The following is a 13,110-nucleotide window of genomic DNA, read 5'->3' as shown; positions in this document are numbered from 1 at the left end:
ATCGCCATTCAATAGCCGAAAATAAATTCAGTCCGTCGTCTCAGGCTTTAACATTGCCGGATACGCATTAACCCAATAGCAATGGGCTTATCAGAAAGCGTGCAGAAAAATTAATTACAGCGAGGGTGCTTGCCGCGAAAAAAAGCCTGCGTGGCAACCATAACGGTTTTAAAGCGTAATCGAACAAACTGTTTTAACAGCCGCCAGCCAAGATGGTAATACAAGTGAAACTGGGGATAGCGGCGGGCTGAAATAGCCAGGTCGATCAGGTTCTCTGCAATTCTGAATTCGCTTTCCTTTTTTTCCGAACGGGAAAGCCCATGCTCCAGATAACAGCTGCTTCTCAGCACAAATTTTTCACCGGACGCGCTCAGGCGATGTATGCGGCGAAACACGCTGACATCCACGCCGTACAGCGCGTAGTTTTCATCAAACAGCGACAGGCCACGCCGTTCGAAAACATCCCATAACCGGCGGTGGATAATCAGCCCGGAGCCGATGGAAAAGGCCGTCGCCGGGTCCAGATCCTGATAACTCAGTACAATTTCCCCTTTGGATACCGGGTAATAGGTTTTGTAATTAATGCTGGAAATAATCCGCGGGCATTCAATATCCGCCTGGGTGTGCTCCACCGCAAACCAGAATGATTCATTAATGGTGGTGTCATCATCCAGAATAACCCATCGTTCCACCTGCAGGTTATTGGCGATAAACCGATTGTATACCTGGCTCAATGGCTGGTTTTCCAGACAATTAACCAATTCCACCTGTTCATAAATCGTTTTCAGCCGCAGAAAAAAGCTGTCTTCTTCGGAAATACGAAAAGGACCATTATTATGAATAGTCAATTTTATAGATTTAAACGGATGCTGAATCAGCGTCTGCAAGGTTGTAGACGACTCCAGTCCCTTATTGTACAACACCACCAGAATTGCATTTTTAATCATGACTCTCTCTCCTGGCAAAACAGGATTGCAATGACGACTCCATTCAGATGCACGATATTTCCGTGTTGCATCATGAAATGCTGGCGCGGCGGTTATTTTATTGGGGCATCCCTAACATCCGGTTACCCAGAATGTTCTTTTTCATCACCATAAAAAAGAACACCACCGTGATGATGAACTCGGTCGCGCCCACCGCAATCGCGACCCCATATACGCCCCACCATTGGGCAAAGAAAAACAGATAGGAAAAATGGCACAACAGACCGATGAAATAGACCCGCTTCAGGTAGATGCTGAGCCCGGCCGGAATAATGATCAGGTTAACCAGAATAATCGACAACGAGATCACAAACTGGGTAACGATCATGATGGTCAGCAAATGCCCGATATCGTATTCCTTGCCGAAGACCCAGTGGATAATCGGCGTCCCCACCAGCAGATTGCCCAGAAAAGCGCTGGCGGTGAGCAAAGAAAACATCATCATGACCTTCATCAGCCGGGCCCGAATAGCCGGGTACTCCAGGCGGTTGTAAAGGCTGCAGATATGGCTGAAATTGCCTTGCACGATCGGGTTATACAACTGGCGCAGCACCGATGCCAGCCGATCCGCCACCGCGTAGTGACCCAACGTGGCGTCGCCGAACATAAATTTGATCACCACCGGATTCAGATAAGTAAAACCCAGCGTGAACAATGACGCGGAAAAGTTGTGAAAACTCTCCCGGATTTCGTCGGCCACCGTATGCCGGTTTACGCCGGAAAGCTGCCAGCTCACCGATTCGCGGCGTTTCAACTGACACTGAATCACCAGCCCGACCAGCACCGGCGGAAACAGCTGAATCACCGACGCCAGATAAATATCCGCCGGCGAGCTGACCAGCAGAAAGATCAGGCCCAGCGCCAGCGCACGGAACACCAGGTTCAGGATAGCCAGATGCGAGTTCTTCCCCAATCCCTGAAACAGCCAGGCGGCGGACAGCAGCGAACTCAGCGAGGACGCCAGCCCGATGAAGAACAGGATGCCGTCTATCTCCGACTGAGCCGTCAACAGGTCGACTACCGTCCCCGCCGCCATCACTATCAGGAACAGCAATGTTTTGGCGCATTGCACATTCGAGTACAGGGCATTGATGGCCGCCATATCGCCAGCATGCGCGCTGACTTTTCTGGCGGCCGAGAAGTTAAAACCAAAATCGACAATAAACAACGCGATAAAGCTGATGGACTGGGCGTAACTGAGCTTGCCAAAGAACTCCGCGCCCAGCACTCTGGTGAGATAAGGAAAGGTCGCCAGCGGCAGCAGCATGTTGGAAATCTGGATGATATAGAGATAGATAACCTCGCGCTTTATTGTCTTTTTGTCACTCATACCATCCACCAGATTGCACAGCTCAGCAGTTTCCGCTCGCCGTTACGGGCGCGCCGCATCAACGACAGCTTACTCAGCACGCCCGCTTCTCCGCGAATCACCCGCAGAAAATCGCTGCTGTCGGATTGATGCCGCTGGCAAAAACTTTTCAGGGCGGTCAACATCATGCGGCTGTGCTTGTGACCCGTGGGATAGCCCCTGAGACACAGCAGGCTGTCCGGCAGCAGGCGTTTTCGCAGGATACCGGGCACGCCGACGGTATTATTGCCGTGCTGGCGATACTTGATCAGCGGCCTATCCACATACGCGATCTTCCCGCTGTGAGCGGCGATCATCGCAATCCACCAGTCATGCATGCGGATGTCGTCCGGCATCGGTTCCATCAGCTGTTTCAATGCGCGATTGAACAACATGGCGCAGCCAGGAATATGGTTGCTGACCACAAAGTCTTCCGGCTGGCTGGCCGCCGAGGACTTGATCGACGCGCGATAGAAGGAGGGATAGATCGGCCCCAGCACCGCATCCACGATCTCCAGATCGGAAAACGCCAGCACCGGCGTCTCCCCTTCCTGTTCGTGCGCTTTAACTTCGTTCAGCAACCGCTCCAGCTTTTCCGGAACCCAATAATCATCCTGATCGCACAAAGCGATATAACGGTCTTCACAACAGGCAATGGCGCGGCGGAAGTTTTTCATCGCGCCCAACCCGCCTTTGCCGGGATAAAGGCGGACTTTACCCTGCTGATAGAGTTCATGGCTCCGGATTACCTCCAGCGTGTTATCACGGGAACCGTCGTCGCACACATGGATGATAAAGTCCTGATGCGTCTGATGCTGGATGGAATCCAACTGCTGTCTGACATAACGGCCACCGTTATAGGTAGCCAACGCGATACTGATCCGATCGTGACCTGTCATCTCTGTCAACCGAAGATAAGGAAATACGAGAACGATGTGCGGTATACCCGCCCTCTCCCGAGCTGCAGGCGCACTGACCGTACAAATCCGCATCAGGGATTCGCCCGGTTATCGCCTGCAACTCGAAAGGAAGAGGGCATCACGCCCCCACGGGTTTACCGCGCCTGAACATCATCAGACCAATTTGGGGATGATAACGCCCAACGCCTCCCGCCAGGCGGACGGCTGAATACCCAGCCGGGCGATTTTGCCGCAATCCAGCGTGGAATAAGCCGGCCGCGCTGCCGGCGTTGGGTACTGCTCAGTGGTAATGGCGTTGACCACCGGCGTGCGGGTCAGCAGTTGCTGCTCGCCGGCGATGGTGAAAATGGCGCCGGCAAAATCATGCCAGGACACCTCTTCATCGCCGCAGAAGTGATACAGATCGGCGTCGGCCTGCTGTTGCAACAGGCTGATGATGGCGTCGGCAATATCGCCGGCATAGGTCGGGCAGCCGCGTTGATCGGCCACCACGCCGAGGGTATCCCGCTCCCGCCCCAGCCGCAGCATGGTTTTGACAAAGTTGTTGCCGTACTCGCTGAAAACCCAGGCGGTACGCACAATCTGCGCCGCCGGATTCACCTTCAGCACCGCCCGCTCGCCATCCAGCTTGGTCTGACCGTACACGCCCAGCGGGTGGGTGGCGTCGGTTTCGCTATACGGCCGGGTCGCCGTACCATCGAACACATAATCGGTGGAGACATGGATAAAGCGCGCGCCCAGGTGACGGGCGGCGCGAGCCAGATATTCCGGCCCGGCGACATTGATACGCGCCGCCAGCTCGGGTTCCGACTCCGCCTTGTCCACCGCGGTATAGGCCGCGGCATTGACAATGGCGTCCGGCTGCCACGATTTCACCGTAGCCTGCACCTGCGCCTCGTCGGTGATATCCAGCGAGTCCGTATCCGTCGCCAGCACCGACCACCCGTCCGGCAGCCGATCCTGAAAGCAGCGCCCTAACTGACCGTTAGCACCGGTTAACAAGACTTTCATGCCCATAACTCCTTAAAGGATTTGCCCTTTTTATCCTTTTCCGACAACAGGGGGGAGGCTATCGGCCAGTCGATAGCGATATCCGCATCGTTCCATAGCAGGCAGCCTTCGTGAGCCGGGTTATAGTAATCGGTGCATTTGTATTCGAAATCCGCCAGTTCGGACAGCACCAAAAAACCGTGCGCCAGACCGGGCGGGATCCAGAACTGGGTCTTGTTTTCTTCCGACAGCACTATGCCTTCCCAACGGCCGTAGGTCGGGGAATCCGGGCGAATATCCACGACGACGTCGAACACCTCGCCGCGCACCACTCGCACCAGTTTCCCCTGCGGATTGGCAGTCTGAAAATGTAACCCGCGCAACACGCCTTTGGCCGAGCGGGAATGGTTGTCCTGTACAAAGTCCAGGTCGATATCCAGCATTTCCTGATAACGGTTTTTCTCAAACGTTTCCAGAAAAAAGCCTCTGGCATCACCGAAGACCTTGGGCTGAATGATTTTGACGCCCTGAATGGCGGTATCATGAACTTGCATATCACATCCCTGTAAGTAGCTGGGCCAGATACTGACCGTAGTGGGTTTTACCAAGGTACCGGGCTTCATCCGCCACCTGTTCGCGGGTCAGCCAGCCTTTGCGGAACGCGATCTCCTCCAGACAGGCGACCTTGAAGCCCTGACGCTTCTCGATAGTGCTGATGAACTGGGAAGCCTCCAGCAGGCTGTCATGAGTGCCGGTGTCCAGCCAGGCAAAGCCACGCCCCAGCACTTCCACATTCAGGTTGCCCTGTTGCAGATACATTTCATTGAGCGTGGTGATTTCCAGTTCGCCGCGCGCCGAGGGTTTAACCTGCTTGGCCATTTCCACCACGTGGCGGTCATAGAAATAGAGCCCGGTCACCGCCCAGTTGGACTTCGGTGTGCTGGGTTTTTCTTCCAGCGAAATCGCCTGATTGTTGTCGTCAAACTCCACCACGCCAAAGCGCTCGGGGTCCATCACCTGATAACCGAAAACGGTGGCGCCTTCGGTGCGGGCGGCCACGTTTTCCAGCTTCTTGCCGAAGCTCTGACCGAAGAAGATGTTGTCGCCCAGCACCAGCGCGCACTGATCGCCACTGATAAAGGTTTCGCCGATCAGAAACGCCTGCGCCAGACCGTCCGGCGAAGGTTGCTCGGCGTAACAGAGATTCACGCCGAACCGACTGCCGTTGCCCAGCAGCCGACGATAGGCGGGCAGATCATCCGGGGTCGAAATAATCAGAATGTCCCGGATACCGGCCAGCATCAGTACCGAAATCGGGTAATAGATCATCGGTTTGTCGTAAATGGGCAACAGCTGCTTCGATACCCCGCGGGTAATCGGATAGAGTCGCGTTCCTGAACCGCCTGCCAGTACAATGCCTTTCATTGAACTTTCCTTAACTAGAATACGATTAAAGGGTTAAACCTAAGCGTTCACCGGTATAGGAGCCATCCTTAACGCTGCGCCACCAGGCCTCGTTCGCCAGATACCATTCCACCGTTTTACGGATGCCGGACTCGAAGGTTTCCTGCGGTTTCCAGCCCAGTTCACGGTAGATTTTCGACGCGTCGATCGCATAACGCAGATCGTGCCCCGGCCGATCGGTCACATGGGTGATCAGCTCGTCGTAGTGGCGGATGCCTGCCGGCTTCTCCGGCCGCAGTTCATCCAGCAGGGCGCAGATGGTTTTCACCACCTCAATGTTTTTCCGTTCGTTATGACCGCCAATGTTGTAGGTCTCCCCAACCTCGCCGGTGGTCACGACGGTGTAGAGCGCCCGGGCATGATCTTCGACGTATAGCCAGTCACGGATCTGGTTGCCCTTGCCGTAAACCGGCAGCGGTTTTCCTTCCAGCGCGTTGAGAATCATCAGCGGAATCAGTTTTTCCGGGAAATGATACGGGCCGTAGTTGTTGGAGCAGTTGGTCACCAGCGTCGGCAGACCGTAAGTCCGCAGCCAGGCGCGCACCAGATGATCGCTGGCGGCTTTGGAGGCGGAGTACGGGCTGCTCGGCGCGTAAGGCGTGGTTTCCGTAAACAGATCATCGGTGCCGTGCAGGTCGCCGTACACTTCATCCGTGGAGATGTGATGGAAGCGGAAAGCCGCCCTGCTCGCCTCCGGCAGCGCCGACCAGTAATGCCGCGTCGCCTCCAGCAGGGTGTAAGTCCCGGTGATATTGGTTTCAATGAAAGCGGAGGGGCCGTCGATGGAACGATCGACATGGCTTTCCGCCGCCAGATGCATGACCGCATCCGGCTGAAAGGTCGCAAACACCCGATCCAGCCCAGCCCGGTCGCAGATGTTGACTTTTTCAAACAAAAAACGGGGATCGGATGCCACTTCTTTCAACGACGCCAGATTACCGGCATAAGTCAGGCAATCCACCACCATTACCCGGTCCTGAGTGTGCTGAATGATATGACGCACCACGGCTGAACCAATGAACCCAGCCCCACCCGTTACAAGAATATTCATGAATAGTGACCTTTCAGAAATGTGTTAATACGCGGATTTACTCACAAATCCTTTGAAGATTGTCAAAAATATAATCTTGATATCCAGCCAGACGCTCCAGTTTTCGATATAGAAAAGATCGCATTCCACCCGCTTTTCCATCTTCTCCAGAGTATCGGTTTCACCGCGCCAACCGTTAATTTGCGCCCAGCCGGTGATACCTGGCTTCATTTTGTGCCGCAGCATGTACCCCTTGATCAGCTTACGATACTGTTCGTTGTGCGCCACCGCGTGCGGACGCGGCCCGACGATCGACATTTCGCCGCGAATGACATTGATGAACTGCGGCAGTTCGTCCAGCGACGTGCGGCGCAGAAAAGCGCCCACCGGCGTCACACGCTTGTCGCCTTTGCTGGCCTGGATCACGGTATCGCCGTTCTCCATCACCGTCATACTGCGGAATTTCCACACTTCTATCGCCTTGCCATCCATGCCGTAACGTCTCTGCCGGAAAATCACCGGCCCCTTGGAGGTCAATTTGACCAGCAACGCAATACCCAATAACAGCGGGGAAATAAGCACAGTAATAATCGACGCGGCCACAATGTCTTCCAGACGTTTGAGCAAACGGTTCACGCCGCTCATCGGCGAATCATACAGCGACACCACCGGAATACCGTTGATGATGTCGCTGCGCGACTGCAGCACGTTGAACGCCAGAATGTCGGGCACCAGCATCACGGTACAGGTGGTATCCGTCAGTTCCGACATCAGGTGGTTGATCAATTCCGCTTCCTGCAGCGAGAACGAGACGTAAATCTTGTCCAGATCCCCTTTGCGGGCCAGCCGAATCAGCTCCTCCACATTCCCCAGACAACGCACGCCATTGCGCTCATAGCTGTACTGGAACTGGCTGTTTTCGGAAAAATAGCCAATGATGTTCAACCCCATCCAGGGCGCCTGCTTGATGCTCTCCGCCAGATAAGGCCCGGAGGGTTGCGCGCCGATAAACGCCACATTGACCTTGTTGTAACCCATTTTTCGCAGATATTGCACCACTACCCGAATCAGGGTGCGTGATATCACAAATCCCGCCACGGTAAATAAAAACCAGACCGCATGAAAATGATAACCGATATATTGATTCGGCACCAAAGATAAAATACCGGCACCGAAGGTGACGCTGACACCCCAATTAATAATCAGGGTACGGATTTCGGTATAAATACCGACACCACGCCACGAACGATAAAAATTGGTAAAACCCGCCAGCAACTGGAAGACGGAGAAACTGATTAAGGCGATCAAATACGACGCCGTCGATATCTCTTTTTTTGTCACCAGGCATGCCAGCAGCACGCTGATAAAGATTACAGTCATATCAGAAAAACGCTGTAATACTGAAACCAGCGAGGGAATAGCATAAATTACACTCTCTTTTTTCCTGACCATAGTCGTTCACCTGTACGAGTAGAAGTTATTGCCAGAATCTTTTATGCATACTCAGTTTCCTGATTAAGCCATGAGGTATTTTCCGATAATGTTGCCCTAATTTATATCCTGCGATTTTCAGGGCATTGTGCACGCATGCACGAGGGATCCACAGATAGTTATTTTCTTTCATGAGATAACGGAGCTCGGAAAAAATAAACCGCTTTCCTTCGCCGCCGGCGCCGCCAAATTCCTCCCTAATCCATTTTTCGTCGCAGTGAAATACACCGATATCAAAATAACGCTTGAACTCCTCCACCGGCGTATAGTTGTGTGAATGTTTGACCGCCGCATCCGCCACATACGCCACCCGGTATCCGGCCAGTACCGCCTGAGCCGCCAGATACATATCCTCGCTGAGAATAGTGTTGGACGGAAATCCGCCCAGTTCATGAAAGGTTTTCGCCCGATAAGCCGCAAACGAGTTGGAGGTAAACACCGTCTTGATGCCATAGTGCGACTTGTCCATCAGCCCCAGTACATGACTGCTGGTGCTGTAATTGAAACGGCGCGCATGGCAGGCCAGCGGATTGGCGTCGTCGTGCGGCAACTGGCGGCCGTAAGCCACCGCCACCTGCTCGTCCTCAAACGCCGCCAGCAGTTCACAAATAAAATGGTGCTGGGGAATGGCGTCCTGGGTCAGGAACACCACCACGTCGCCGTCGCTCATTGCCACACCGAGATTGCGCGTGCCGCCGTGGTTAAATTCGGCGGACGTAATGGTGTGACACCGAAAACCGTAGCGAGCGGCCACGTCGCGCGAGTTGTCGCGTGACGACGAATCAATCACCAGCACCTGCTGCGGCGGCAGTTGTTCGGCGGTCAGGCAGGCATGCAGCGACGCCGCGCATTGCTCCCAGATTTCACCGCCGTTATAAACCGGAACCACAAAATTGACTTTCATATTCGATTCTCTTGCACACCTGAAAAGTGAAAAAACAGTCGTCAAAGTGAAAAAACGGTCGTCGATTTCGCTACACAGCGCGTCGGCTTCAGTGCCCCAATACGCGTAACGTTTCAGATGCGCACTGCTTCCATGTCAGCGACCGGGCGAACGCCGCGCCCTTTTCCTGCATGCCAGCCGGACCCTGACCGGTCACCAATTGGTGAATTCCCTCGGCGATGGACTCCACCGACAGCGGGTCGACCAGAATCGCCCGCTGTTCGCACAGTTCCTTCATTGACGTGGTGTTACTGGTCAGCACCGGCAGCCCGTAGCACATCGCTTCCAGCGGCGGCAGCCCAAACCCTTCGTACATCGAGGGGTAGCAAAAGCCGCGCGCATGCTGGTACAGGCTCACCAACGCGTCATCGCTGACATGGCCGGTAAAAATGACCGCCTCGCTATCAACCAGCGCTTCGGCGCCGTCATCCCCGAACACCCGCGATACGCCTTTCTTACCCACAATCACCAGCCGGATGTCGGAACCGCTTTCCTGTCTGAAACGCAGAAATGCCTTGATTAATCTGGGAATATTCTTCCGCGGCTCCAGCGAGCCCACCGACAGCAGGTAGTCCCCGTCCACCACCGGCGCGCTTTTTTCCGTCGCACTCCCGTCGGCATCCGGCTGCAGCACGTCCACGCCGTTGTAAATCACCGAGACCTTGCTCTCCGGCACGCGCAAATGGTGCATGATGCGTTCCTTGGAAAATTCGGAAATGGTGATGATGTGTTCCACCTTTTTCGCCAGCCGTGGCTGCATGAATTGATACCAGGCGACAAATTTCTTATTCAGCCATTCCGGATGATCAAAAGGCACGGTGTCGTGAATAGTGACGATTTGTTTTTTAATCAGCAGCGGCCCCGTATTACAGGGAGACCACAATATTTCCCGCGAAGCAATTTTTCGCGGCAGAGAAAATTGCTCCCACAAATGTCCCTTCATGCCATAAATAATATTATCAGGCTGTATTGATGCCACCCTGACGCCGACAGTGGAAATATAATCAATAATCTTTTTGGTATAGCGTTGCACGCCGGTAGTATGTCCCAGCAGATTACGTGTATTCACATACATGAATGACATCCCCTTCCGGTTACACCGAATGGTGTAACCGTTTAAATAAAAGACAGTGATTGTTTCCGGATTCCTTTATTCCAAAAATAAGCCAATCATAAAGCCGTATTCCTTATTTTTTTATTCCGTTTGATTCCGCGGGCAATAAATCGCGCCGTCGGCTTTCGGGTATAAGCATTTTCACATAGACCTTTTCAAATTCCCCGGCGATGGCGTCAGGTGTAAATGCATGTAATGTTTCGGGACCAAGTGGTTTGATATGTTTATTTATGACCTCTTCAAGCGAGCACTCTTCCATAAAATAGATATTCGGCAGCAGGGACGATAATTCGCTCACCGCTCCCACTCGATTAGTCAGCACCACTTTTCCATAAAAGATGCTTTCCACCACTACCCGACCGAACGGCTCATGCCATTTCACCGGCAGCACCACCACATCCACCTGCTGCATGAAGTCTTCCAGGCTGACAAACCCCAGCAGCGTTACGCCGCTGTCCCGGGCTTCCTGCACCAGCGGGTTATCCGGCGTGATGCGCCCCGCGGCATAAAAGGCATACTCCGGACGATCGCGGTAATGCCGGGCCAGTACGCAGAAATCATCAAATCCCTTTTCCACCGCCAGCTTGCCGATAAAGCCGATGCGCCTGAACGTCTTACCGGCCTCCCCCGTCGTCGCTGGCTCTGGCGTCTGACCGGCTTCCAGCACGATGTCATAAATAAACGCGTGGTATACCTGGGGGAAAAACCCCGCATTGCGATGCAACTCGAAAATAAACCGGCTGATGCCGACATAACCGTCCACCAGACGGCTGCACCGCCGTTTCAACCAGGACATCAGACGAATGCCCACAGACGCCGGATCCTGATTCTTTCCTCCGCGAAACAGGGTCACATTGTGATGAAACAGGTAGTAATCCCGGCTGGTATGCAAGATTTTCACCCCGCAGGCTTTCGCCGCCGACCAAACCGATACCGAAAATCCGGCAATATTGTTGGTATGCACCAGATCCGGCGAGAAGGCCTGGATCACCTCCATCGCGGCGCGGCGCATATCAACGTTGTAGTAATCTTTCAGGTGCCAGCGTACTTTCTGGAAGAAAGATTTTTTTTCGCCATCAAACGGCCAGTAACAGTTGGCCAGCGGCACATAGCACACGGCAACACCGTTAATAACCGTTTCACGACGCTGGTTTTCCGGCGTCAGGCACAGTACCAGCACCTGATGCTGTCGTCGCACCAGCGCTTCCGCCATCAACTGCACGGACACCTCGGCCCCACCCACTTTGTACGGGTGGTACAGGGTGTTGATAATCAGAATTCGCATATAGAGTTGTCCCCGGCAAATACGGGGTGCCTTATTCAGGCACCAGACGGCGTGGCCGTCCTATTCCGCATCAAGAAAATAGTCTTATAAGTCATAACCATAGCCGTGCTAACCCAGAGCATGTAAAGCAATGTGTTAAGGACAACATCCTTGATGTGGCGACACCGTTATTGCCAGTGCGGCTTTATGCGTTTCCTTTTTTCGGTAACCCGTCGACAAGGACAACATCGCGCCTTAATCGACGGGTCTGCGTCAATCACTCCCACTTCGCCTCACGCGCCGAACTTATCGTTGAGTACGTTGTGGTAGGCCTGCTCGTACTCCTGCGCGATCCGGTCGGGAGTAAAATGCGCCAGTATTTCAGGGCAAAGCGGTTCGGCGAGCCGCTTCACCACCTCATCCACCGAGATCTCTTCCATGAAATAGATGTTCGGCAACAACGCGGCCAGTTCGGCGACGCCTCCCATTCGGTTGGTCAGCACCACTTTTCCATGGAAGATGCTTTCCACCACCACCCGCCCGAACGGTTCATGCCATTTCACCGGCAGCACCACCACATCCACCTGCCGCATAAAATCTTCCAGGCTGATAAACCCCAGCAGCGTCACGCCGCTGTCTCTGGCTTCCTGGATCAGCGGGTTATCCTGCGTGATGCGCCCCGCAGCATAAAAGGCATAGTCGGATCGATTACGGTAGTGCCGGGCCAGTGTGCAAAAATCATCGAATCCCTTCTCCGCCGAAAACTTGCCGATAAAACCGATCCGCCTGACATCCTCTTTAACCAGGCAGCTATCCCCGACGCACTCCACCGCCGGCACCGTGTTGTAAATAAATGAATGGCGCGCATTAGGAAAAAAACCCGCTTTGCGATGCAGTTCGAAAATAAACCGGCTGATGCCGACATAACCGTCCACCAGACGACTGCACCGCTTTTTCAGCCAGCACAGCAGACGAATGCGGATGGATTCCGGGTCCTGATTCTGGCCTCGATGAAACAGGGCCGCATTATGGTGAAACAGGTAGTAATCCCGGCTGGTATGCAAAATTTTCACCCCGCAGGCTTTCGCCGCCGACCAGACCGACACGGAAAATCCGGCGATATTGTTGGTATGCACCAGATCCGGCGCGAAGGTCCGGATAACCTCCATCGCGGCGCGGCGCATATCAACGTTGTAGTAATCTTTCAGGTGCCAGCGTACTTTCTGGAAGAAAGATTTTTTTTCGCCATCAAACGGCCAGTAGCAGTTGGCCAGCGGCACATAACACACGGCAACGCCGTTAATAACCTCGTTACTGCACTGTTTTTCCGGCGTCAGGCACAGTACCAGCACCTGATGCTGTCGCCGCGCCAGCGCTTCCGCCATCAACTGCACGGACACTTCAGCTCCACCCACTTTGTACGGGTGGTACAACGTGTTGATAATCAGAATTCGCATACATTGTTGTCCCCGGCAGATTGTTGTCCCCGGCAGATTGTTGTCCCCGGCAGATTGTTGTCCCAGGCAGAGAGGGTTGCCTCCCCGGTAGATACGGGATGCA

The 13,110-nt window shown here is 54.0% G+C and carries 12 protein-coding genes; all 12 read right to left on the bottom strand.

Annotation, left to right across the window (positions count from 1 at the left end):
* Nucleotides 1–110 precede the first annotated feature (110 nt).
* The 12 genes from CVE23_RS07200 to CVE23_RS07145 all read right to left on the bottom strand — a co-directional run bounded on the left by CVE23_RS07200 (nucleotide 111) and on the right by CVE23_RS07145 (nucleotide 13,007).
* On the bottom strand, nucleotides 111–947 hold the full coding sequence (locus CVE23_RS07200; RefSeq protein WP_038660640.1) for a glycosyltransferase family 2 protein: 837 nt from the start codon (nucleotides 945–947) through the stop codon (nucleotides 111–113).
* A 97-nt stretch (nucleotides 948–1,044) separates the two neighbouring features.
* Nucleotides 1,045–2,316, bottom strand: coding sequence for an oligosaccharide flippase family protein (locus CVE23_RS07195; RefSeq protein WP_100849178.1), 1,272 nt, complete (start codon nucleotides 2,314–2,316; stop codon nucleotides 1,045–1,047).
* Entirely contained in the window at nucleotides 2,313–3,233 is a 921-nt protein-coding gene (locus CVE23_RS07190; RefSeq protein WP_038918364.1) for a glycosyltransferase family 2 protein, read from the bottom strand. Before CVE23_RS07190 ends, CVE23_RS07195 begins: the two co-directional genes overlap by 4 nt.
* 174 nt (nucleotides 3,234–3,407) lie before the next feature.
* The gene (gene rfbD, locus CVE23_RS07185; protein WP_100849177.1) at nucleotides 3,408–4,265 is read right to left on the bottom strand and encodes a dTDP-4-dehydrorhamnose reductase; all 858 of its coding nucleotides are present in this window, start codon (nucleotides 4,263–4,265) and stop codon (nucleotides 3,408–3,410) included.
* Nucleotides 4,262–4,798, bottom strand: coding sequence for a dTDP-4-dehydrorhamnose 3,5-epimerase (gene rfbC / locus CVE23_RS07180; protein ID WP_100849176.1), 537 nt, complete (start codon nucleotides 4,796–4,798; stop codon nucleotides 4,262–4,264). Before rfbC ends, rfbD begins: the two co-directional genes overlap by 4 nt.
* A 1-nt stretch (nucleotide 4,799) precedes the next feature.
* Entirely contained in the window at nucleotides 4,800–5,669 is an 870-nt protein-coding gene (gene rfbA, locus CVE23_RS07175; protein ID WP_038918361.1) for a glucose-1-phosphate thymidylyltransferase RfbA, read from the bottom strand.
* Between the two features lie 25 nt (nucleotides 5,670–5,694).
* The gene (gene rffG, locus CVE23_RS07170; protein WP_038660659.1) at nucleotides 5,695–6,759 is read right to left on the bottom strand and encodes a dTDP-glucose 4,6-dehydratase; all 1,065 of its coding nucleotides are present in this window, start codon (nucleotides 6,757–6,759) and stop codon (nucleotides 5,695–5,697) included.
* A gap of 24 nt (nucleotides 6,760–6,783) precedes the next feature.
* The gene (gene wcaJ / locus CVE23_RS07165) at nucleotides 6,784–8,190 is read right to left on the bottom strand and encodes an undecaprenyl-phosphate glucose phosphotransferase (RefSeq protein ID WP_038660661.1); all 1,407 of its coding nucleotides are present in this window, start codon (nucleotides 8,188–8,190) and stop codon (nucleotides 6,784–6,786) included.
* Between the two features lie 25 nt (nucleotides 8,191–8,215).
* Complete coding sequence (locus CVE23_RS07160) at nucleotides 8,216–9,133, bottom strand: glycosyltransferase family 2 protein (RefSeq protein ID WP_038660664.1); 918 nt, start codon at nucleotides 9,131–9,133, stop codon at nucleotides 8,216–8,218.
* Between the two features lie 88 nt (nucleotides 9,134–9,221).
* Nucleotides 9,222–10,247: a glycosyltransferase family 4 protein gene (locus tag CVE23_RS07155; RefSeq protein ID WP_100850421.1), complete on the bottom strand. Its 1,026-nt coding sequence runs from the start codon at nucleotides 10,245–10,247 to the stop codon at nucleotides 9,222–9,224.
* A gap of 112 nt (nucleotides 10,248–10,359) precedes the next feature.
* Nucleotides 10,360–11,571 carry a glycosyltransferase family 4 protein gene (locus tag CVE23_RS07150; RefSeq protein ID WP_038918359.1) on the bottom strand — a complete coding sequence of 404 codons (1,212 nt, stop codon included), beginning with the start codon at nucleotides 11,569–11,571 and terminating at the stop codon, nucleotides 10,360–10,362.
* A gap of 272 nt (nucleotides 11,572–11,843) precedes the next feature.
* Nucleotides 11,844–13,007: a glycosyltransferase gene (locus tag CVE23_RS07145; protein ID WP_100849175.1), complete on the bottom strand. Its 1,164-nt coding sequence runs from the start codon at nucleotides 13,005–13,007 to the stop codon at nucleotides 11,844–11,846.
* Between the last annotated feature and the right edge of the window lie 103 nt (nucleotides 13,008–13,110).

It is taken from the genome of Dickeya fangzhongdai, from assembly GCF_002812485.1.
In the GTDB taxonomy this organism is placed as follows: Bacteria; Pseudomonadota; Gammaproteobacteria; order Enterobacterales; family Enterobacteriaceae; genus Dickeya; species Dickeya fangzhongdai.
This window is presented reverse-complemented; position numbering and strand designations above follow the sequence as displayed.